The organism is Pedobacter sp. B4419 (assembly GCF_059693725.1).
The window spans coordinates 2,429,262-2,452,971 of record NZ_JCASSL010000001.1; the positions used below are offsets into that span (position 1 = coordinate 2,429,262).

The 23,710-nt window shown below is 41.3% G+C and carries 18 protein-coding genes; 11 read left to right on the forward strand and 7 right to left on the reverse strand.

Going from position 1 to position 23,710, the window contains the following annotated elements; all coding sequences use genetic code 11:
• The first annotated feature begins 7 nt into the window (after window positions 1–7).
• The gene (gene coaD / locus AC570H_RS10090; RefSeq protein WP_497354289.1) at window positions 8–469 is read left to right on the forward strand and encodes a pantetheine-phosphate adenylyltransferase; all 462 of its coding nucleotides are present in this window, start codon (window positions 8–10) and stop codon (window positions 467–469) included.
• Window positions 470–472: 3 nt separating this feature from the next.
• On the opposite strand, the gene AC570H_RS10095 is transcribed toward coaD, so the two are convergent.
• Entirely contained in the window at window positions 473–1,084 is a 612-nt protein-coding gene (locus AC570H_RS10095) for an NUDIX hydrolase (protein ID WP_497354291.1), read from the reverse strand.
• On the opposite strand from AC570H_RS10095, the gene pyrE reads away from it, so the two are divergent.
• Together pyrE and AC570H_RS10105 are read left to right on the forward strand one after the other, a co-directional pair.
• On the forward strand, window positions 1,083–1,745 hold the full coding sequence (gene pyrE, locus AC570H_RS10100) for an orotate phosphoribosyltransferase (RefSeq protein ID WP_497354293.1): 663 nt from the start codon (window positions 1,083–1,085) through the stop codon (window positions 1,743–1,745). The genes AC570H_RS10095 and pyrE overlap by 2 nt on opposite strands.
• Window positions 1,746–1,787: 42 nt before the next feature.
• Complete coding sequence (locus AC570H_RS10105) at window positions 1,788–2,186, forward strand: SRPBCC family protein (RefSeq protein WP_497354295.1); 399 nt, start codon at window positions 1,788–1,790, stop codon at window positions 2,184–2,186.
• Between the two features lie 53 nt (window positions 2,187–2,239).
• Here AC570H_RS10105 and AC570H_RS10110 read toward each other — a convergent pair whose 3' ends face one another.
• Window positions 2,240–4,969: a carboxypeptidase-like regulatory domain-containing protein gene (locus tag AC570H_RS10110; RefSeq protein ID WP_497354297.1), complete on the reverse strand. Its 2,730-nt coding sequence runs from the start codon at window positions 4,967–4,969 to the stop codon at window positions 2,240–2,242.
• Window positions 4,970–5,099: 130 nt separating this feature from the next.
• Between AC570H_RS10110 and AC570H_RS10115 the strand changes: the two genes are divergently transcribed.
• The 5 genes from AC570H_RS10115 (at window position 5,100) to AC570H_RS10135 (ending at window position 14,742) form a co-directional block, all read left to right on the forward strand.
• Complete coding sequence (locus tag AC570H_RS10115; RefSeq protein WP_497354299.1) at window positions 5,100–7,772, forward strand: glycoside hydrolase family 78 protein; 2,673 nt, start codon at window positions 5,100–5,102, stop codon at window positions 7,770–7,772.
• A gap of 115 nt (window positions 7,773–7,887) precedes the next feature.
• A complete protein-coding gene (locus AC570H_RS10120) occupies window positions 7,888–8,565 on the forward strand; it encodes a hypothetical protein (RefSeq protein ID WP_497354301.1) in 678 nt (225 codons plus the stop codon).
• Window positions 8,566–8,671: 106 nt separating this feature from the next.
• Window positions 8,672–11,272, forward strand: a complete 2,601-nt coding sequence (clpB, locus tag AC570H_RS10125) for an ATP-dependent chaperone ClpB (RefSeq protein ID WP_497354303.1) — start codon at window positions 8,672–8,674, stop codon at window positions 11,270–11,272.
• A 107-nt stretch (window positions 11,273–11,379) separates the two neighbouring features.
• Window positions 11,380–13,896, forward strand: a complete 2,517-nt coding sequence (locus tag AC570H_RS10130; RefSeq protein WP_497354305.1) for a carboxypeptidase-like regulatory domain-containing protein — start codon at window positions 11,380–11,382, stop codon at window positions 13,894–13,896.
• Window positions 13,897–14,055: 159 nt separating this feature from the next.
• Entirely contained in the window at window positions 14,056–14,742 is a 687-nt protein-coding gene (locus tag AC570H_RS10135; protein WP_497354307.1) for an outer membrane beta-barrel protein, read from the forward strand.
• Between the two features lie 68 nt (window positions 14,743–14,810).
• Here AC570H_RS10135 and AC570H_RS10140 read toward each other — a convergent pair whose 3' ends face one another.
• Both AC570H_RS10140 and AC570H_RS10145 read right to left on the reverse strand, forming a co-directional pair.
• Window positions 14,811–16,472 carry a M28 family metallopeptidase gene (locus tag AC570H_RS10140; RefSeq protein ID WP_497354309.1) on the reverse strand — a complete coding sequence of 554 codons (1,662 nt, stop codon included), beginning with the start codon at window positions 16,470–16,472 and terminating at the stop codon, window positions 14,811–14,813.
• A gap of 80 nt (window positions 16,473–16,552) precedes the next feature.
• Window positions 16,553–19,057, reverse strand: a complete 2,505-nt coding sequence (locus tag AC570H_RS10145; RefSeq protein ID WP_497354311.1) for a S9 family peptidase — start codon at window positions 19,055–19,057, stop codon at window positions 16,553–16,555.
• Between the two features lie 281 nt (window positions 19,058–19,338).
• On the opposite strand from AC570H_RS10145, the gene AC570H_RS10150 reads away from it, so the two are divergent.
• Window positions 19,339–20,223 (forward strand): polysaccharide deacetylase family protein, encoded by an 885-nt coding sequence (locus AC570H_RS10150; protein WP_497354313.1) that lies wholly within the window; start codon window positions 19,339–19,341, stop codon window positions 20,221–20,223.
• A gap of 151 nt (window positions 20,224–20,374) precedes the next feature.
• Window positions 20,375–21,085, forward strand: coding sequence for a polysaccharide deacetylase family protein (locus AC570H_RS10155; protein ID WP_497354315.1), 711 nt, complete (start codon window positions 20,375–20,377; stop codon window positions 21,083–21,085).
• Between the two features lie 16 nt (window positions 21,086–21,101).
• Here the strand turns inward: AC570H_RS10155 and AC570H_RS10160 are convergent, their stop codons facing one another.
• The 3 genes from AC570H_RS10160 to AC570H_RS10170 form a co-directional block, all read right to left on the reverse strand.
• Window positions 21,102–21,509: a 3-oxoacyl-ACP synthase gene (locus AC570H_RS10160; protein ID WP_497354317.1), complete on the reverse strand. Its 408-nt coding sequence runs from the start codon at window positions 21,507–21,509 to the stop codon at window positions 21,102–21,104.
• Between the two features lie 114 nt (window positions 21,510–21,623).
• Window positions 21,624–22,202, reverse strand: coding sequence for a nitroreductase family protein (locus tag AC570H_RS10165; RefSeq protein WP_497354319.1), 579 nt, complete (start codon window positions 22,200–22,202; stop codon window positions 21,624–21,626).
• A gap of 138 nt (window positions 22,203–22,340) precedes the next feature.
• Window positions 22,341–22,916 (reverse strand): HEAT-like fold family protein, encoded by a 576-nt coding sequence (locus AC570H_RS10170; protein WP_497354321.1) that lies wholly within the window; start codon window positions 22,914–22,916, stop codon window positions 22,341–22,343.
• Between the two features lie 69 nt (window positions 22,917–22,985).
• Here AC570H_RS10170 and AC570H_RS10175 point away from each other — a divergent pair, with 69 nt between their 5' ends.
• Window positions 22,986–23,681 (forward strand): hypothetical protein, encoded by a 696-nt coding sequence (locus AC570H_RS10175; RefSeq protein ID WP_497354323.1) that lies wholly within the window; start codon window positions 22,986–22,988, stop codon window positions 23,679–23,681.
• Window positions 23,682–23,710 lie beyond the last annotated feature (29 nt).

Below are 23,710 nucleotides of genomic sequence, written 5' to 3' on the forward strand. Positions count from 1 at the left end.
TTTGAATATGAAAATAGCGTTATTTCCTGGCTCATTCGACCCTATCACTATCGCACATGTAGATATTTTGAAAAGAGCATTACCCTTGTTCGATCGTATTGTAGTGGGCATTGGTCTGAACAGTTCGAAACAGAATTTCCTTTCTTCACAAAAAAGAGAAGAAATCGTAAAGACTGTTTTTGCTTCTTCTGCTAACGTGGAAGTACAGCTGTACGAAGGATTAACGATAGATTTCTGTCAGAAAATTAATGCCAAATACATGATTAGGGGGATTCGTTCTGCATCAGATTTTGAGTACGAACGTGCCATTGCCCAGATCAACCAAACCATGAATCCAGACGTGGAAACGATCTTGTTGCTGAGCAAGCCGGAATATTCGGCCATTAGTTCTACTATCGTTCGTGATATTTTACGTAATAACGGCAATGTAGCACCTTTTGTGCCTCATGAGGCCTTGAAATTTTTATAAATACTAGATCAGGTTTTCGGCTTTCAGCACATCTAGAATCAAGGGGTAGGTATTCTTGATCTTGCTTTGCACTCCTAATGGATTTACCCAAACTGCACTAGTGATTCCTTCGTCTTTTTGGGGAATAAGCTTTGGAGCACCTTTTACCCACATTTTATACCAGCTGGTGCGTTTCAAAATCAGTTTGCTGCCCAGTTCGTAAACATGATAGGTTTTGCAGAGCCGGTCATCGCGTTTCTCTATTTTAACCCCGCATTCTTCTTCCACCTCTCTAACTGCAGCAGTTTTTATTTTTTCTTCTTTTTCTACCTTTCCTTTTGGCAAATCCCACTTTTTATTTCTGAAAATAAATAAGAATTCTCCATTGGCATTCTCTACCAAACCACCGGCAGCTTTAATGATGGTGAGCTTTTTCTTGATCGCCTGAAACAATTCCTTAGGCTTTTTGCTCACCAGGATATAGTTTTTCTGCTTGCTCTTTTTCAAGTTTCTGTAAAATGTTGGAAAATCAAAGCCCTCTGAGTCAAGCTGTTGAATTTTATCTATTTGTCTGGGCACAGTATCTGCGATAAACAAGGTGTTATCGTTAATATAAATTCTGTATTTTTGGGCCATGTATAATAAAAGTGATATTGAATTAAAGGTAGCTGAATTTTTATTACAAATTAAAGCAATTAAATTACAACCTAATAATCCATTTACTTGGGCATCGGGTTGGAAATCCCCTATTTATTGCGATAACAGAATTACATTGTCGCATCCTGCTGTTAGAACTTATATTCGTCAAAAGCTTGCACAACTGATCCAGGAAGAGTATGGAGCTGTTGATGTAATTGCAGGCGTAGCCACTGCCGGTATTCCACAAGGCGTTTTGGTTGCCCAAGAATTAGGTTTGCCATTTATCTATGTTCGTTCTAAAGCCAAAGAACATGGCACAGGAAGTTTAATTGAAGGCGAAATTATAGAAGGCCAACGCGTAGTAGTAATTGAAGACTTGATTTCGACCGGAAAAAGCAGTTTGCAAGCCGTAGAGGCTTTGCGTGGCGCTGGTTTATCAGTAGCAGGCCTGGTTGCTATTTTCACCTATGGCTTTGATCAGGCTGATCAGAATTTTGCAGATGCCAAATGCCGTTATTCTACCCTGTCTAACTACCCTACATTGATCAACTATGCCGCTGAACATGGTTTTATTGCCCAAAACGAGATCAATTTATTGAACAAGTGGCGCGAAAATCCATCAGCATGGGGCAAGGACATTGCAATTAACGCAGAGTAAAATTTTGGTACGATTTTTCGACACCTAAAAGAAAAACAGAATATGACCATTATTGAAAGTACCGTTGAACTAGATCTGCCAATAGATAAGGTTTATAATTTTTTGGAGGATTTAAACAATCACCAACAATTAATGCCTGATAACATCTATAATTGGTCGTCTACGGCTGATGAAGCGAGTTTTACCATCCAAAACATGGCAAAATTGGCCATCAAAATTTCTAATCGCGTTCCGAACAGCGAGATTGTTGCCATTCCTACAGAAAAGGCACCTTTTGATGTAGAATTAAAATGGACGGTTGCCCCTAACGCAAATGGAGGCACTACAGCTTCACACATTATTTCGGCCGATTTGAACATGATGATGAAAATGTTAGCTTCAGGCCCTTTACAGAAACTGGCAGATCACCAAACCAAAAGATTAAAAGAAATACTTGGTTAATAGCCAAAGCAAGAAATAATCTTCAAAATGCCCTTCAAAATTGAGGGGCATTTTTATTTTACTGTAAAGCTATAGCTTTTTCTTACCAGCTGTCCGCTCAACGCTACGCCCTCCAAGGTAACCAAATATTTTCCTGGCTCGTCAGCTGTAAAGAATTTCATGCTGGCACTGCCTTTTTCGTCGGTTATCAAATTTGGCTTCCAATAAATAGTTGATCGTAAATCAGCCATCGGCTTGTCTTTGTCTTCGGCCTCATAATTGGGCGAATAGAACTCTTTGACAAGGCTGTATCCCGCTTTCATACGGCCAAGGCCTGAAGGAGGTGTGGTATTGTATTTCGTTCTCCGGGTTTCTAATGTTAGAAAAACGATGCCAAATTTTGGATCTCCTTGTTTTTTTGGATCCATAATCAATCCTTGATAAACCAATCCCGTACTTGCCGCTTGATCGCCTCCAGCCATGATCTGCACGCCAGCCAATGCGCTAGGTGCAATTCCGCTTAAATCGTATAAAGGTTGTCCGTCTAACAAAACCAACATCTTTCCTTCTTTTCCTTTATAGTAACCATAAAAATGATACCCCTCCTGCATATCTAATTTAATGTTAACTCGGTTAAGGCCTCGCATGAGGTTGGCAATATTCCCTGAGCTCTGTAGCTTTTCGGGTGTAAAAGTGTAGTCGGGCACTGCTAGTCTCGGAAACTCAGAACGAAAGATGGGCGGATGTTTCTGCGCTTTGATTTCTACTTCGTTGAGCACGATCGTTTTTTTATTCACTAGCCCATATTTGCTCATCTCTACATATCTTTTCTCACTTTGCTGCAGGTAGTTGACAAACACATCAGTCAATGTGCTTTCATCGGCAGTGGCAAATGCAAAACGCTTCAAGGGCTCTTTGCCGTCCATCACAATCTTGGCATTGTTGCGGTCTTTAGCGTTTTTAACCCTCAAAATAAACGAAGTGCTGTCAGGGAAATCAAGGTTGTCAAAAACAAAACGGCCATTGGCATCGGCCACGGTATCGATCAGCAGGAACTGGCTAGGCACAAACAGGTTGATCTTCCCAAAAGGAATCGGTTTATTACCCAAAGTAGTGATGGTACCTCTTAAGGTTGGGCCATTCTCTGCCAAAAACCTGATATCCGGCTTTTTGCTTTCCTGAATTTCGCTCCACTTGAACCTGCGCCAGCCTTGCGTGAGCATCAACATATCTAACTGCCTTGTTTTATCGGTATTAATGTTCGTAAAGTAATAGTTCGGCTTTTCGATATTTCCTTTCAAGTCCGAGGTTAAGAGCAGGTTGGATAAAATGCTCATTTCCCCGTCTTCAGCCTGCCCCACCTTGTCCTGATGTACCACGGCAACGGAAAAACTGCCTACCATGCCTTCTGCCTTTTCATTTTCTACCTTCAGCGACAGGTTTACGGGCGACCTTTTGCCATAACTTTCCTTATCGCTTACCAAATCTACTTTCAAGGGTTTTTGCTGATGGATAAACACCAATCGCTCTGCCAATGGAACCATTGCCTCAGAAAACAAGGTAAACTGTACAATACCATCAGACAGCAGGTTCTTCGGCAGTTTAGAAGAAACAGTTTCCTTGTCTACTTTGATCTTGGCCGTATACTTCGCCACTCCGTTCGATTGGGCGACAACAATGATTTCTTTATTGAGCAATGCCGAACTGCCACTGATCCGCATCAGCAGGTTTTCATCGTCCAGGTGGCTTAGGTTCAGCACATAGCCATTGGCTTGTGCAACAGGTAAGGCATAGCGCTTCTCTTGGCCGTCTTTTGTAACAACAGCCGTGTATTGCTTACCGGTTTCTGGAGTAAGGGCAAAAAGTCCCATGCCCAAATGCTCCGACTGGAAAGTTGCCACTTTTTGGTGATTCTGGTCTTCTATAAAGCCTTCTACAGCTATCCCAAATCCATTTCCGCCAATTGCCTTAAAGGCGACTTTTGAGCGCAGGCCTTCTATCAGGTTTCCGCCCTCAGGAAAGAACTGCAGGTCAATAGATTGAGTAGCTTGTACCACAGGCAATATTTTTGTTATCTTATCGCCTTTGCCTCGGTCAATGGAAGTATGTAATAAAAGTTCGTTAACCGGATAGGTCTTTTTAAGCGCATAATTAATAATCAATTCGCCATTATCATCTGTCATGCCTTTGCCTGCGAAAAGCTTATCGGCTTTATAGCGCAGCTCGTATTCGACCTGTTGGTTCCGCAGAGGCTCTTTATCCAATTGTGTATAGGAAACCGCCGCCTTGAGCAAAGTTTCGTTGCTTTTGGGACTGATTTCAAACTTGGCCTTTACCAGCAGTTTTTCATTTAATGCATCGCCTATCATTACCTGTTTCCTGAACAGGAACGAATCGTCAAAATTGCGCATCCAGTTGGTATAAGCCCTGATCTGGTAGGTGCCGGCATTAAAGGTCGAATCGGCCAAGCTAATGCTTCCGTTGGTCAGTCCATTCTCTAGCGGCAATGTCAGCGTTTTTCTAACCGAATCGCTTTCGTCAACCAGTTCCACATACAGCACTTTGCTCAGCAGCGAAAGCTTATTTTCTTCAGCGTTTACTACGTAGGCCTTGAACCAAAGATCATCGCCAATGCTGTAATAAGGCTTGTCCAGATGCAAATGCACTTTTTCCTGAGGCCTGTCGGCAGTAAAGCGTTCCAGTTTCTCCAATAAAGCATTGAGCAGATCGTCTTTGGCCATAAAAGCACCGAGAACAAGCAAATGGAGGACACCAATGATGATGAAGAGAAGCGATTTTTTCATAACAAGCTGGTTAATAGTTCTTAAATATAAGATTACGCTGAGAATTAAACAACTTAAGCATTAGTTAAATAGAAGAGCAGTTTCTTTCGCCATATAATTTTAATACCTTAGTTAGAAATAACCTATTGTAATGGCATCAAAATTATTAAGCGCTACTTCTTTTTTGATTTGTTTGGGATGGTTTACCCATACTCATGCACAATCCTTTACGCCCACAGCCCTAAAAACAGAATACTTGGTTAATCCGATCGGATTAGACAACCCAAACCCTCGCTTTACTTGGCAGATGGCCGATTCGAGGATTGGTGCCAAACAAACTGCCTTTCGTTTATTGGTAGGCACCGATTCGCTGGCCTTGGTACAGGGCAAAGCCAATTTGTGGAACACAGGATGGTTGCAGACCAGTGCATCACTAAAATCTTATGCGGGGCCATTACTAAAACCTTTTACTAAATATTTTTGGAGGATCGAGTTAGCCGATCAAAACCAATCTAAATCTGGCACTGCAAAAATTGCCAGTTTCGAAATGGGCATGATAGACCAGAAAAATTGGCAAGGCGCTTGGATTGCCGATAACGAAAACATCAAGCTTAAGCCTGCCCCCTATTTCAGGAAGGTTTTCGAAACCAAAAAACAAATCAAATCGGCCAGGGCCTACATTGCAGCAGCAGGCTTGTACGAACTTTACCTTAATGGGCAAAAAATAGGCAACCACAGGCTCGACCCGATGTATACACGTTTTGATAGGCGTAACTTATATGTAACCTACGATGTAACCCAACAGCTCCAAAATGGGAAAAATGCAATTGGGGTACTGCTGGGCAATGGTTGGTACAATCATCAATCAACCGCAGTATGGTATTTTGACCGTGCGCCATGGCGCAATAGGCCTACTTTTTGTTTGGATTTACGCATTACATACACTGACGGCTCCGTAGAAACGATCAAATCGGGCAAAGACTGGAAAACCGATCTCGGGCCTGTCATTTTCAACAGCATTTACACGGCTGAGCATTATGATTCTCGTTTAGAGCAGCCTGGCTGGAACACTGTTAACTTCGACGATAGCAAATGGAAAAATGTAAATTTCCGTTCAGCGCCTTCATCGCGTATTGTGGCCCAAGCCATGCATCCGGTAAGAAATGTGGAAGAAATCAAGGCTAAAAACCTTCAAAAATTTAACGACACAACCTATGTCTTTGATTTGGGGCGCAATATTTCTGGCGTCAGTAAAATCAAGCTCACTGGTCCTGCCGGAACAGTAGTTAAATTAAAACATGGAGAAAGACTTTACCCAAATGGACGTGTTGACTTGTCTAATATCGACGTACATTATCGTCCAACTGATGATAAAGATCCCTTCCAAACCGATATCCTTATCTTAAACGGCAAAGGCGAACAAAGCTTTATGCCGCATTTCAACTACAAGGGCTTTCAATATGTAGAAGTAAGCAGCAGTTCCCCTATCCAGTTGGCAAAAGAAGATTTGGTGGGCTATTTTATGCATAGCGACGTGCCTGTGGCCGGCAGTATCAAAGCCAGCGATCCGTTTATTGAAAAGCTACAGTTTGCCACCAATAATTCTTACCTGTCTAATCTTTTTGGCTATCCAACAGATTGTCCACAACGTGAGAAAAACGGCTGGACTGGAGATGCCCAGATTGCCATAGAAACCGGGCTATATGGCTTTGACGGCATTACGATCTATGAAAAGTGGTTGGCCGACCATCGCGATGAACAACAACCCAACGGTGTTTTGCCATCGATTATTCCTACCGATGGCTGGGGCTACGAATGGGGGAACGGACCTGATTGGACCAGTACGATTGCTATTATTCCTTGGAATATCTACCTGTTTTATGGCGATCGAAAGATCTTGGAAGATAATTACGATAACATCCGTCGCTACGTGAACCATATCGACGAAACCTATCCTACTGGATTGACTTCTTGGGGATTGGGCGATTGGGTGCCTGTAAAATCTACTTCGCCTGTTGAATTGACTTCTACCTGCTATTACTATGCCGATGCCCTGATTTTAGCCAAGACCGCCAAAATTTTGGGCAAAACTGCCGATGAGCAAAAATATATGGTCCTTGCTACCAAGATCAAAAATGCCTTTAATGCCAAATACCTTAATCGTACAACGGGTATTTATGGTTCGGGCATACAAACCGAGCAGAGCGTGCCTTTGTTTTGGGGTCTTGTTCCTGATGACCTCAAACATCGGGTGGCCGAAAACCTGGCCAAAAGAGTAGAGGCAGATCAGTTCCACTTGGACGTGGGTTTGCTGGGCACCAAAGCTATTTTATCGGCGTTAAGCGACAATGGTTTTGAGGATTTTGCCTATAAATTGGCCAGCCAAAGAACTTTTCCGAGCTGGGGCTGGTGGATTGAGAATGGCGCAACTACTTTGTATGAAAACTGGAACATCCAATCTAAAAACGATATTTCGCTCAACCACATCATGTTTGGCGAAATTGGTGCCTGGTGGTACAAATCGCTAGGCGGCATCAAGCCCGACGAAAAACAGCCCGGCTTTAAGCACATTCTGCTCCAGCCACAAGTGGTTGAAGGCTTAGACAGCTTCGAAGCCACACACGATAGTCCCTATGGGAAGATTGTATCTAGCTGGAAGAAAAACGGACATGGGGTAACTTATCATTTTGTGATCCCTGCCAATGCCGAGGCAAGTATCAATATCCCGATGGTAAGGGAACAAAAGGTCTATTTAAATGGCAAGCTGATTAATGCAGGCCTGATTAGGCTGCCAGCTGGCGATCATTTGCTTGTGCTTAAATAAGCATCGGTTAATCCATTTAAAAGCTGTATTTTGGGCATTATAAAATCATTTCATTATGGGAATTTACCTGATCATTATCATCATACCGCTATTCATTTACATTTTGGGCCTGGTATTGGCCATTGTAAATTTTTGGGCAAAAAAAACTGTTATTGAAGTAATAGCATGGATATGCGCAACCATTTGCTTAGTAATCAATGCCCTTTTATTTTTTAATGAAACTTTTGGCAGTACCTCTTTTATCGCTGGATTGAGCTATAGCCAGGCCCTTTCCATTCCCTTAACTTCATTTTTATTTCTCCTGTTTCACTATCGAAGCAAACAGGCCAAAACAATCACATCTTTTAGGACTTTTTATGTACTTAAATCCATTTGCATCTTACAAATTGCAGGTACAATTTTAGGTGCACTCATCAACGGGCTTTATTCAACTGGCTGGATAGATACTTCAAAATCAGACACAGTTCAATTTATTTCGATCATATATACGGGAATCAGTTTTGTCGTTTTTACCACAATAACTGCCTTTATTGCCTATTATTACCTCAAAAAAACGAACCTAATCGCACCGATCAAAACCTTATTTGGGAAGTCGTTCGTATTGATTGGAATAAGCTGTCTTATTTCAGAAGTATTAGATTTTTCATCGCTACTTTTTAAATATAGAGATGCAGAGTGGGCTTCATTTTATCACATCATCAGCATTACAATAGCAATTGCCTTTCAATGCATGGTCGGCGCACTAATCGCATCTTATATTTTCCTTAAAAAAGCAGACAAAATTTCAGCATAAAACACTAATTTACAGACAATTAGTCAACAAAAACCAAAACTTACCGACAAAATTTCCGATTGGCAAAGCAAAATGCCAATGGCATTTGTTTTGATTTAAAGGAAACATGAACTTCAACAACTTTACGATTAAAGCACAAGAGGCCATTCAAAAGGCTTCAGAAATAGCGCAAGGCAACCAACAGCAGGCTATAGAAACAGCACACCTGTTAAAAGGTCTGTTATCGGTTGATGAAAACGTGGTTTCTTATGTTTTAAAGAAACTCAACGTAAACCTGAACGTGGTTGAGCAAAACCTCAGCACAGCTATAGAGAAATTACCAAAGGTTTCTGGTGGCGATATCTATTTGTCGTCGGGCGCCAATTCAGCCCTACAAAAAGCCCAATCTTATTTAAAAGAATTTAAGGACGAATTTGTAGCTGTAGAACATATTTTATTAGGTTTATTGGCCGCTAACGACTCTACGTCAAAATTATTGAAAGAGCAGGGCGTAACCGAAAAAGACCTTAAAAAAGCCATTACCGAATTGCGTGGCGACAGTCGCGTAACCGATCAAAATGCCGAAGCTACCTATCAGGCATTGGGCAAGTACGCCCGTAACCTGAACGAGTACGCCGAAAGTGGCAAGCTTGATCCGGTAATTGGCCGCGATGAAGAAATCAGACGTGTAATCCAAATTCTTTCGCGCAGAACCAAAAACAATCCTATTTTAATTGGTGAACCTGGCGTGGGTAAAACAGCCATTGCCGAAGGTATTGCCTTTAGAATCATCAAAGGCGATGTTCCTGAAAACCTGAAATCGAAAACCGTATTTTCTTTAGATATGGGCGCATTGATTGCAGGTGCCAAATACAAAGGCGAATTTGAGGAACGCTTAAAAGCCGTAGTAAAAGAGGTAACACAAAGCGATGGCGATATCATCTTGTTTATTGATGAGATCCACACTTTGGTTGGCGCAGGTGGTGGCGAAGGTGCCATGGATGCTGCCAACATTTTAAAACCAGCCTTGGCGCGTGGCGAATTGCGTGCCATTGGTGCTACTACTTTAGATGAATACCAAAAATATTTGGAAAAAGACAAAGCCTTAGAGCGTCGTTTCCAAAAAGTAACCGTAGATGAGCCTGATACCCAGGATGCGATTTCTATTTTGCGTGGCTTAAAAGAACGTTATGAAACCCACCACAAAGTAAGGATTAAAGACGAAGCTATTATTGCAGCCGTAGAAATGTCGCAACGCTATATTGCCGACAGGTTTTTGCCTGACAAGGCCATCGATTTAATGGACGAGGCCGCTTCGAAACTTCGCATGGAAATGGACAGCGTTCCAGAGCATGTAGATGCCTTAGACCGTGAGATTATGCGTTTGGAGATTGAACGCGAGGCTATTAAACGCGAAAAAGACGATAGAAAGGTAAAAGAGCTTTCGGAAGAAATTGCGAACCTTTCGGCCGAGCGCGATGAGTTTAAAGCCAAATGGCAAGGTGAAAAAGATTTGGTGGATGCAGTAAACAATGAGCTGGAGCAAATTGAACAATATAAATTAGAGGCTGAGCAAGCCGAACGCGCAGGCGATTATGGTCGTGTGGCCGAAATTCGTTATGGTAAAATCAAAGAGGCACAAGACAAAGTTGAGAAACTAAAATCTGATTTAGAAAGCCAGCAAAGCGATAGCAGAATGCTTAAAGAAGAAGTAACTGCCGATGATATTGCTGGTGTAGTGGCTCGCTGGACAGGCATTCCGGTAACCAAACTGGTAGCTAGCGAACGCGAAAAACTCTTGCATTTGGAAGACGAGCTCCACAAACGTGTTGCTGGCCAGGATGAAGCTATTGAAGCCATTTCTGATGCCATTCGCCGTTCTCGTGCGGGTTTACAGGATAAACGCAAGCCGATTGGATCGTTCATTTTCTTGGGCACCACCGGCGTTGGTAAAACGGAGCTGGCAAAAGCCTTGGCCGAGTTCTTATTTAACGATGAGAACGCCATGACAAGGATAGACATGAGCGAATACCAGGAAAGACATGCCGTTTCGCGATTGATTGGGGCGCCTCCGGGCTATGTGGGTTACGATGAAGGCGGTCAGCTAACCGAAGCAGTAAGACGCAAACCTTATTCGGTAGTGTTGTTAGACGAGATTGAGAAGGCACATCCCGATGTATTCAACATCCTGTTGCAGGTACTAGATGATGGCCGTTTAACCGACAACAAAGGCCGTGTGGTGAATTTTAAGAACACGATCATCATCATGACTTCGAACATTGGTTCGCACTTGATCCAAGATAACTTTAAAAAGCTGGACGACGAGAACCGAGACGAGGTAATTGCCAAAACCAAAAACGAGTTGTTCGAGCTCTTGAAGCAGACCATTCGTCCAGAATTTCTGAACCGTATTGATGAGCTGATCATGTTCACTCCGTTAAACAGAAATGAAATCAGGAATATTGTAAGCCTGCAGTTCAAACAGGTACAGCAAACCTTGGCCGAAATGGGCATTACCATAGAAGCGAGCGAAGAAGCCTTGGATTGGCTAGCCGAATTAGGTTACGATCCGCAATTTGGTGCTAGGCCGCTAAAACGTGTAATCCAAAAAAGGATTTTGAACGAACTGTCTAAATCAATTTTAGCCGGAACTGTAGATAAGGAAAGTAAGATCAAATTGGATATGTTCGACCATCAGTTTGTTTTTATAAACGAAAAAGCGGATTAAAATCCTCCATATATTCAAAGAAGCCTCGATAATTTATCGGGGCTTTTTTGTTGGCTACCGAAAATGCCAAACAATTTGTATTTTAGTTTTGTACATAGCCAACAACCATGACCAAATTTAGCCGTCTCCTCCTCCCTCTCCTATTATTCTTCATTAATTTATCGAGCCAAGCCCAAGAGGTCAAATACAAGGAAATGGTGCAGTACGATAGCGTACGAAAGGCTGTTCCGAGAGAAAAAATATACATGCAGCTAGACAAATCGGTTTATGCCATGGGCGATACCATTTGGTTTAAAGGCTATTTAATCAACGCCAGTCTGCTTAATTATTCGGCAACAAGCGCCTTGGTCTATGTAGAAACCATCAATAAGAATGGGCAAGTTATCCAAACCGTAAGCCTGCCTACTCAATATGGCTTAACTTGGGGCGGTTTTGCCTTAGATCCCAATAAATACGAACCGAGCACTTATGTTTTTAGGGCCTATACCAATTGGATGCAGAACTTTGGAGATGCTTTCTTGTTCAAAAAAGAAATTCAGGTTTTAGATATTGCCGTTCCTGCAGCCAGCACCCAAGCCGTGGATGTGGCCAAAGCTCAGGGTCCAAAAGCTAATAAGACAAACATTGCCAAGAAACCATTAGTCGATTTACAGTTTTTGCCTGAAGGTGGTACTTGGATAGCCGACAGGCAACAGAAATTGGCTTACAAGGCAGTTGACATTAACGGCAAGGGCTTAGGTGTTGAAGGCGAGATCGTTAATTCAAAGCAACAAAAAGTAGCTTCTTTTACTTCCAGTAATAGAGGAATGGGCTACCTTGATTTTACGCCAAAAATTGGTGAGACCTATACCGCTAACTTTAAATCGGCAATGGGCAGTGGCAGTCAGGCTTTGCCCAAAATACAAGCTAATGGCGTAACCTTAAAAATAAACAACAGTTTCAGCAGCGACTCTATCAGTATTTCCATTCTTTCAGACCTGCCCAATCAAGAATTAACGATCTTAGGACAATCGAGAGGCGTATTGTGTTTTCTGGCCAAACTCAAGCCAAATGCCACTTATAAAAATATCCGTTTGGCCAAGAGCATCTTCCCTACTGGTGTTTCACAGATTTTGATCCAAAACGGGCAACAACAAATCCTAAATGAGCGAAATTTCTTTATCAACCACCACGATGAACTCAAGGTACAATTGTATGCCGGAGCTGAAAGCTATACACTTAGAGACAGTATTCCTATTCATCTAAAAATAACAGACCAAAGCGGGAAGCCTATTTCTGGTTCTTTTTCTTTAGCCGTTACGGATGATGGACAAGTAAAAAAAGACAGCCTCAATGATGAGAATATCTTAAGCTATTTATTGATGAGCTCCGATTTAAAAGGTGAAATAGAAAATCCAGGCTATTATTTTAACCATACCGATGCACAGCGCCACGAAGAACTAGAAGCCCTGATGCTTACGCAAGGCTGGGTAAGTTACCAATGGGATTTGAATAAAAAACCTGTTTTTAAGGCTGAAAATGAATTTACCGTAAGTGGCAAAGTAACCAACATTACCAACAAGCCTATTGCTAAAGGAAAAATTACCTTGCTCAGTACACGCAAAGGCCTGATGTTGATGGATACGGTTACGAACGACAAAGGCGAATTTGTCTTTAAAAATTTTCCAGTAATGGATAGCCTGTCTTTTTTGATCCAGGCGCTTAATGCAAAAGGCAACAGGGGTACATTGGGTATCGAAATGAATGAATTTAAGCGCCCTCCTATTGCCATTGCGCCACCAAAGCAACAAATTATTACCGAACCCGAACAAACGGATAGCACAGCTAAGCAATTGATCGCCAACCAAAGAAAGGTCGACACTTACCGTGGTAGCGGTATTGGCTTGCGCGAAGTAAAAATTACAGGAAAAAAAGTGGTGAAACGCTCTAAAAACCTGAATGGTCCTGGCGAAGCTGATCAAACTTTATCTGAAGCAGATCTAGATAAATTGAACAAGAAAACCCTGTTGAATGTACTCGAAGAAAACGTAAAAGGCTTTAGGATGGGTGTTAGGCGTAAGTCGAACATCCAAGAGTTTATGGTGAATTTTGCCATTGTTAAACTTGTAATTGACGGCGTTGATGTAGATTTCTTTTACTCGCCTAGTGGAGAACCCGTTTATAATGCCCATTACAACTTCATTAAGTTCTACCTCGACTATTATTCAGCCGAAGATGTGCAGGGAATAGAAATCATGAAAAATCCCCGTAATGCGGGCAAATACCGTATGGAGTTTTTGCATCCGATGGACGAGACCGAGTATGTATTTATAGAGATAACTACCAAAACCGGATCTGGTCCCTTTCTTAAAAAAGCAGCCAATATGTACATCTACAAGCCCTTGTCTTATGGCGACAATAAGATTTTTTATAACCCAAAATATACCGCAGCTAACAAAACCAATCAAACTCCTGACCTGAGATCGACCATTTATTGGGCGCCAAATTTGGTAACCGATAAAAATGGAGAAGCGCATACGCATTTCTTTTCTAGCGACCAGAAAGGAACTTATACGGCATGGCTGGAGGGAACCGATACACAAGGAAATTTTGGCTTCAAGGTACTCAAAATCGTAATTAAATAATCCCAAGCTTAACTTCATTTTTGTCTTCGAAGATGTGATCAAGGAACAACGTTCGAAAATTTTTAAACTCATTTACAACGAGTTAACTATTTTTAAACTACATCTATAGTTGTTTTTCGTTTTTTATGCCTAAACTTGATCAACACAAAAAACACACAAATGAAATCTAAATTACTCATCATGGCCGCCTTATGCGCCATCGGGTTTAGTGTAAGCGCACAAACCGAAAAAGGCAAGAGTTTGATCAATGGTACAATTGGGTTTGCATCCACCAAAGCTGATGGTAAATCCGAATTTGCTTCAAATACCACTTCTACCGACAAAACACAATCATTTTCAATCATGCCTCGTTTTGGCTATTTTGTTGCAGACAACCTGGCTATTGGCTTGGGCATTGGTTACACGCAGAGTAAAAATAGCTACAACTCTATATTCGCTACTTCAGGTACCGTGATTAATGGCACACAAACTGCTAAGCAACATACTTTCAGTATCGAGCCATTTTTAAGAAAATATATTGATGTAGCTGATAAGTTTAAGTTTTTTGGCCAATTTAATGTAGGCATAGGTTTCGGCAAGGCTGAAAATAAAATAGAATACAGCATTCCAGCACTCCCAATTTCAGAGCAAAGTTACAAAATTACTTCTTATGGTGCAGCGCTATCTCCGGGCTTTGCTTTTTTTCCTTCGAAAAAGTGGGCTATAGAATTTAGCTTCCCTTTGGTTAACTATAACAAAACGAAGCCTAAAGACGCAACTGAAAATGCCAACCCGCGTACAACCGAATCATTTACCTTTGCAACCAGCTCATTTAATCCGAGCATTGGTTTTAATTTTCATTTTTAATTACTCTGAATAAAAAACCCCTCTGTTTAGCAATAAACGAGGGGTTAATTATATATTTTACGCTTTCTTTATTTCATGCTTTTCGCTCTGATGGCTTTAAATTCAGAACCTTCTTTCCAACCCGGAAAAGTACTTTCGTTGCTTAAGCGATAGCCCACATCAAACAACAACCTTAAATCTGCCACCATTCCCGAGAAATCCCATTTAGCGGGCTCAAAATTATCCGCAGGTGCATGGTAACGGTTTTTCGTATAATCTTCTTGTTGTGCCTTGCCCCAAGCTTCACCATGTTTTACATTGTTAATTCCATTGCCCGTATACAATGCCGGGATACCCACTTTGGCAAAATTGAAATGGTCTGACCTAAAATAAGAACCGGCCGAAGGGTTTGGATCCTTAGCCACCACGCGCTCCTGTTTTTTAGCCGCTTCGGTTAAATAATCTTCCAACTCAGATTGTCCATAACCTACTACTACAATATCCTTGCTCATTCCAGAAGCTTCCATGGCATCGATATTGATATCGGCAACCGTTTTGTTTACCGGCACTAGCGGATGCGAGGCGTAATATTCAGAGCCCAGCAAACCTTGCTCCTCACCTGTCAAGGCAATAAACAAAATAGAACGTTCTGGCTGATCTTTGGCTTTTTTAAAGGCATCGGCCAATAACAACAGCGCCGCGGTTCCGGTAGCGTTATCAACTGCACCATTATAAATCGAATCGCCGTTAATGGCTTCTCCTTTGCCCAAATGATCCCAATGGCCCGAATAAATCAGGTATTCATCAGCTCTTTTGGTTCCTGGCAAAACGGCCACCACATTATTAGAAATCGATTTTTTGATAGTGTTATTAATGGTGATCGATAGTTTCAACCCCAAATCAACTGGTTTAAAGCCTTTTTGCCCTGCCTGCTTCATCAGTTCTTCCGATTTTCCAGCCATTTTAAACAGGTTTTTGGCTACATCAAGGGTAATCCAGCCTTCCATTAGGGCTCTCGAGTTATTATTGTCTTTGGCATCCAAATACAGCTTCGATTTAGACCAGCCGCTTCTCACTACGCTCCAAGGGTAACTTGCCGGGGCCGTATCATGAATAATAATAACTCCTGTAGCGCCTTGACGTGCAGCTTCCTCAAATTTGTAGGTCCAACGGCCATAATAAGTCATGGTTTTTCCCTTAAACAAGGTCGTATCTGAAAAGCCTGGATCGTTCACCATCACCACAACGATTTTTCCCTTTACATCTAAGCCTTCGTAATCGTTCCATTTATACTCTGGAGCTACAATGCCATAGCCGGCAAAAACCATTTCAGAATTTTCTAGCTTCACTTGGTTGCTTACATGTCTGGTAGCAGCTACAAAATCATCCAAATACGTTAAAGTGGTGCCATTCGTACCCGTAGCGCTTTTAATCATCATCGTTCCTGGTGTCGATTTAATGTCGACCATAGGCACCTCCTGAAAATAGCTATCGCCATTGCCTGGTTTTAATCCCAATTTTTCAAATTCCGTTTTAAGGTAATTGATGGTTTTGGTTTCTCCGGCAGTAAAGGGCTTGCGGCCTTCAAACTCATCTGAGGCCAATACCGCAATGTGCTTCGCAAAAGCCGAATCGTTAATGGCTTTCAAGGATACCGAATCTGCTGCTACGCCTGCTGATTTTTGGTCTGACGATTGACACGAAGCCAAGGCCAACGCACCTAGCGACAGGATAAATAATTGTTTTTTCATCTGATAATAAGTTAGGATACTTAAAAATAGTGTTTTAAAACAAATAAGCCCCGATAAATTACCGAGGCTTATTGTGAATGTTATTGCTTTCGTTCTATTTCCCTGTCCATTTCCGTAATGTTTACGTTTACAGATTGAGAAAAATCATTTAACAGGTAATTGTTAAAATAATCGGCCAAACGCCAGAACATGTATTCGGTCATATCGCCAAAACCATGACGCTGACCCGGAACAATCATAAAGTCAAATCTTTTTCCGGCTTTGATCAAGGCATTGGCCACGCGGATAGAGTTAGCCGGGTGTACGTTGTTATCGATATCGCCATGCATCAATAGCAAATGTCCTTTTAGGTTTTTCGCCAAATCAGGGTTTTTGTCAATTGCATATTTGAAAGTCGTATCGCCTTTGGCCGAAACCACTTCTTTTACACCATGGTGCTTTTCGCTCCACCAGCGGTTATAGATGCTGTTATCGTGGTTACCCGCTGCAGAAACTGCCACTTTAAAGAAATCTGGATAAACTAACAAAGCTGCAGTCGACATGAAGCCACCGCCAGAGTGGCCAGTGATCCCTACCCTGCTGGCATCGATAAATGAGTATTTATCTGCCAATTGCTCGATGGCTGCTTTTTTATCGGCCAAACCATAATCGCGCAAGTTGCCGTAGCCATAAGTATGGTACCATTTAGAACGCGCCGGATTACCCCCGCGGTTACCCACGGTAATTACGATATAACCCAATTGCGCCAAACGATCTACACGATCCATTGCACGACCGAAGGATTTGTTTACCGCCTCGGTTTGCGGACCTGGGTAAACATACTCAATGATCGGATATTTTTTGTTCGGATCGAAGTTGAACGGCTTGTACATTACGCCATAAATATCAGTAATGCCATCATCTGCTTTAACTTTGAAGGGCTCAGGGAATTTGTAGCCTGTCGCCATCAATAAAGATAAATCGGCAGTTTCCAAGTCCATTACTTTATTGCCTTCGTTATCTAGCAAAACAGATTTTGGAACGGTATTTACACGCGAGAAATTGTCTACAAAGAACTTGTTCTCGTCGTTCATGTTGGCAGCGTGGTCAAAATCGCCGCTATTTAACAGTTTCATGCCTGTACCATCAAAATTGATGCGATACAAGTGCAAATAATACGGATCTTCTTTTCCTTCGCGACCATTGGCCGTAAAGTAAAGTACACGGTTTTTCTCATCAATGTTAACGATACCTTCACAGTGGAAAGAACCCGTAGTAATTTGGTTTTTCAACTTGCCATTGCCATCAAACAGGTAGAAATGGCCCCAGCCATCACGCTCGCTCCAATGGATGATTTCCTTGCCACCATCAATCAAGCCCGGGCGCTGTACTTCTACATAAGTATTGAAACGCTCCTCGATCAAGGCAGTTACTTTGCCCGTATTAATGTCAATGGTACAAATGTCAACACGCTTCAGATCCCTACTGGTACGAGCAAAATAGAACTTGCTGTTATCGCCCTGCCAAATAGAGGGACGAAACTCGTTGTCTCTGTCCTTATTTAGGGTTTCTTTGCCAAAAGCCCCAATGCTTTGGTCTTTAAAAGCCGTGGTATTGATGGTTTTGTAAGTTTTCTTGGCAAAATCGAACAACACAAACTCGTCGATAGGCGCTTCTTTTTCGCCTGGCATTTGGTATTTGTAGGTTTCTAAGGTTGGTCTTCCGGCCGAAACACTGTTGATGACCCAGAGGTCTTTTACCTGACGAGAATCCGTTCTATCTAAAACGAAATACTTAGAATCTGGCGACCATAATACATAGGCACCACGTCTTTTCTTGTTGTTTTTGATATTGTCTTCATTGTTTTCGCCATCGCCATCGCTACCATAAGAATAGAACTTCACGCCGTCTTTGGTTAATTGATGTTCTACAATGGTGCTGTCTTCTTCATTCTTAACCGCCTTTTTGTAGTTGTCTTTGTCCATCCAGTACAAGTTGTAATTACGGGAGAAGATAATGGCCGATGAATCTGGTGCTACCGAGCCCCAAGATGGTTTGGCTTTGGGCTTTTGGAAGTTTGGAATTTCGGTCAGTTTTTGGCTGGCTAACTCATAATTGAAAGAATAGATCTTTTTCTGCATCGAATCGGCCGCTTTTTTATCTTTCCGATCAGGTTTTACCTCATCAGTTGTACTTTTAACCTCGAAGGTGATGCTTTTTTCGTCTTTCGCAAACTTAAGGTTCTCGATAGGCAAGTGTTGTGCATCAAAAGGATCGCGGATGATCATGGTAATTTGCGCTGCCATTTTAGCAGGATCAAAAAGCGTTTTTTTGCTTCTTGCTGCCGGCTCAACAATATACCATTGCTTGCCATTTGGGGTTTCGTACTGGTACCAAAACCTATTGCTCAGTTTTAGCCAATGCGGATCTACGGCTGTAGAGTAGATAATTTTTCTCAGCTTATTAGGCGAGAAACGAGCCGCAGCCTGGTAATTTGCTCTTTCTGGAGCGGGAGTAGTTTCTGTTAGGGAAATGGTTTTGGTTTGCGCAAAAGCCTGTACGCCCAACAGTAAAACAAAAAACAAGAGGAAGTAGAGTTTTTTCATTAGTACATAATTGTTTTTTAGTGGTTATGAAGCTATCATGAGCATATCATTGCCTTTTGTGAGCGGTGTGCTCATGATGATTTCATTACAGAGTTGATTGATAAATAAAGGCCTAATTTATTTAAAATGTACTGTCGGCTATAGTTTTATTTGTAAAAAAGATAAGAAGATTGAGATTTGCATATTTTTTCTTTGCATATACAATGTTTTTATCCACAGCATTAAAAAATTATCGCGCAAATCTGTCTTGTTTTCATAGTTTTGTAACATAAATATTAACCATGAGAAAAACTTTCTTATCACTTGTGGCAGCCTCGCTTATTTTAGCATTGGGTTGTCAATCAAAATCACAGTCTAACGCCCCAAAAACAGGTACCGATAGCACAGCTGATGCCAAAACTTCAACTACTGCTGAAAATACAACTCCTGTAGCAATCGGCGATATCAAGGTTGCCGATGCCAAAACCATCTTGGCACGCAAGCAAGTGCCTATTTTATGCTATCACCAGGTACGCAACTGGAAACCAACAGATGGAAAAGTTGGTAAAGACTACATTGTAGAAATCCAGAATTTCAAAGACCAGATCAAAATGTTGGCTGATAGCGGCTACCATACCATTTTGCCCGATCAGCTTTACGCTTACCTCAATACCGGCGCGCAACTGCCAAGCAAGCCCATCATGCTTACTTTTGACGATACCGATTTAGATCAGTTTACTATTGTTCGCCCTACTTTACAGAAATATGGCTACAAAGCGGTTTATTTTATCATGACCGTTTCTATTGGCAAAAAAGGAAAGTTTGTTGATTACATGAGTTCAGATCAGATTAAACAACTAGCTGCAGAAGGCAATGTAATTGGAAGCCACACCTACGACCACAAGAACTTTAAAAAATATGCAGGCAAAGATTGGGAAGAGCAGTTGGATAAGCCTACCAAAAAACTGGAAGACATTACCGGCAAAAAAATGACCGAGTTTGCTTATCCTTTTGGCTTATGGAATGCAGAAGGAATTCCGGAACTTAAAAAACGCGGTTTCAAAATGGCATTCCAATTATCAACCAAACGCGATGAAAAAGATCCCTTATTTACCATCAGAAGGATTATCGCCAGTGGTTACTGGAGCCCTAAAACATTAAGCAACAGCATTAAAAACAGTTTCTAGTGAAGTGAAATCCTATTTATGCCTAGCCCTTATTCCCTATTTATTTCTTTTATCTTGTCAATCAAATCCTCCTAAAAAAGAGCAAAAAAAAGCAACTACAAAGCCAGCAACAATAGTCACTAGTTTAAAGCCTGCTGATAGCAAAACGATCTTGTCCAGAAAGGAAATTCCTGTGCTCTGCTATCATCAAATCAGAGATTGGAAAGCATCCGATTCTAAAAGGGCGCATGACGACATTATTCCGCCAAATAATTTTAAAGCACATTTAAAAATGTTGGCCGATAGTGGCTATCATACTGTTCTGCCAGATCAGCTTTATGATTATTTGGTTTATGGTACATCGCTTCCGCCAAAGTCAATAATGATTACTTTTGACGATACGGACCTTGACCAATATACTGTTGCAGCGCCAGAACTAAAAAAGTATGGGTTTAAGGCTGTTTATTTTATCATGACCGTTTCCATTGGAAGGCCACGATACATGAGCAAATCACAGATCAAGGAATTATCTGATGATGGAAATGTAATAGCCAGCCATACGTACGACCATAAAAACTTTGCCCAATTTACTGAAGAAGATTGGGCTACACAGATCGATAAGCCTACAAAGACTTTAGCTGAGCTAACTGGTAAAAAGATCGAGTATTTCGCCTATCCTTATGGGGTTTATAAAGCGTCTACACTCCATAAATTAAAGGAACATGGTTTTAAGGCCGCCTTTATATTATCCACAAAAAGAGACGAAGACTATCCTTTATATACGATAAGGCGCATCATAGATCCTGGGCGTTATACCGCAAAAAACTTATATTACAGTATAAACAAGAGCTTTAATAAGCCAACCAACAAAAAAGCCGGCTGATTGCCGGCTTTTTTGTTTACAAGACTGCTGTAATTCGATATTTCTTGCCGTTGAAATCTATTTCATCGCCTTTTTGTTTGCCCATAAACAATTTTCCAATGGGCGATGCCACCGAAATGGCAAAATAAACTTTTCCATCTAACAAGAGTTGTCCTGCGCTAATGCTCAGGTAAAAATTGCCTTGATCTGTATAAACCAATCCCCCATTTCTTGCCTGCGTTGCCGGTGGAAGTTCCTTGATGAGCTCAAGTCCCCTCAACTGCTCTTCTGCATCTGCAAGCAAACGGGTATTGCGCTCGATATCCTGCTGGGCCATTTCGCGGCTTGTTTCGAACTTATCGCCGGCACTGCTCTTGGTATCGTCGTTACTCGCCTCTCTTGCCTGTTTCAAAGCAGTTTTGGCTGTTTCAATACGTTTTTCCACGAAAGTTAAACACAGTTGATACAAGGAAGATTTTACGTCCATTAGCTATTTTAAGAGTTGGTTAATCGGTTAATTATTGAATTGCAAACTGAGAACTAGCAACTAACAACTGAATTAGCCCTCGATCCAAGTTACCTTTTCAGCCATTGGTGTTCTGTTTGCTTCGCGTTGCTCTTCTTCGTGATAGCCCATGTAAAACAATCCGTAGCATTTTTCATTAGGCGCCAATCCTAAAAATTCACCCAAATCGTCAATTAGCGGTGGCGAGCTCCAGTAAGCACCTATATTTAAAGCTTCGGCCGTTAAGGCGATGTTCTGAACGGCACAGGCTGTAGCCGCTATTTCTTCCCAGGCAGGTAATTTATCAGGATTAAACTGAATGTTGATCGCTAAAATACAAGAAGCCTGAGCTGTTTTCTCGCCAAAGCTGTCGTATTTTTTCTGCATAAATTTCTCTGCAGACACATTTGCCTTATATAATTGGCCTAAAGTTTCGCCCAACTTGGCCTTTCCTTCTTTTCTGATTACGGTGAAACGCCAAGGCTGGGTAAGCTTATGGCTAGGCGCATAATTTGCACTTTCCAAAATCTGCTCGATAACTTCAACAGGAATTTCTTGATTGGTATAACTGGCAGGAAAAATACTCCTGCGGTTTTTGATTACGTTAGATATGATTTCGTATGTATTGTTCATAAGGTCAAAAATAGACATTTCACAATTGTGATTTATCTTTGTATTGTTAATTATTAGAAGATTGTAAAGTTGGAATGTTTTAAGGTTAATTGTTAAATTGTTAACTAACAACTGGCAACTGTAAACTGACTATCGACTTCAGACTCTAGACTTCGGACTAGCCTTCAACTGTTTCCTGATCTGTTTTACTTTGGCAAAAAAGGCAATGCTCTCTTTGTCTACCAGGTATTCCATGGTTTGCAAAAGTTCCTCTCTGATCCAATCCTGCCGCGTACTAAGGTTAGCCAGAATATTGAGGATATGTGATTTGATGGCAACCGGAACCGCTTCATCAATAAGCCAGGCAAATACGGTTGCTATCAGTCCTTCCAATGGGTAGTTTGCAAGCATAGCCTTGATTTCCGATGTTGCATTTTTCTTGGTCATCAGAGCCAATATTTTACAATAATGTCTCCTGCACGAAGAATTTTCCTGTGTAGCAAAGCGCTCCAAAAAATAGCCTGAGGCAGGCAGGAATTTTTCTATTTTGTTCTCATAAACGTTTTCCATGATCCAAGAAGCCCTGAAGGCAACTTTATCATCATTGTCGAAAGTGAGGTCGATCAGGTCTTTTACCTGCCAATCATCACTGGCTATAATCAACGCAGCATAAGTATCTATTTCTTGCTTAGATAGCGCATTTATCATCCTGCCCTTTAATTCCAAATTGTTCATCTCTAACTATAAAAATTTTGAGAAGTGTAACATTTTACTTATCTTTAGAATAACTAACTCATTTCCAATATGAAAGCAATCACACTTCCATTAATCATTACTGGCGCTCTCGTTGCGGCCATATTTAACCCAGTCCAAAAAACAAAAACCCTTTCGGACGATTCGAAACTAACTTACAATATTAACGAGAATAATAAGTTAGACGGCGCATATTTTATTGAGAATCCAGATAAAAATGTATGGATCAGAGGATCTTATAAAAATGACGAAAGAGCTGGAAATTGGTATGGTTTCAACAACAACAAAACCGTTTTCATCAGGTACAATTACGAACTGAAAAAGTTGTTGTACATCGATACGGTAGCGATCAAAAAAATAGAGCTTACCATTTTGAGCAAAGATCCAGAAGCAGTAAAGAATGCGCCTGCGCCACTGCCTATCTGTTCAATCGACCAAATTGTATCGCTATTGGGCGAGAGAGCAAAAGCAGCCTATCCTAAAGACATGATCGTTTACAATAAGCCAACCGATGTAGAAATCGTTGCGAAAGTAAAATCAGCCGATGATGTAAAATATTTTGTAAACTACAGCATCAGAGGCAATAACTACTCAACTGAAATCAATACTAAAAACTTGGAATTCAATATCGAGTGGATCCCTTCTACCTACAATGGAAAAGCGGTTGAAGCAGAATTCAGGATTCCAACACAGTTGATTTTCTCTGCAGATGCATCGAGAAGACAACGTTTCACTTGGAACTACTAGTTTAAGCAACTAAGAAATACGAAAGGCAA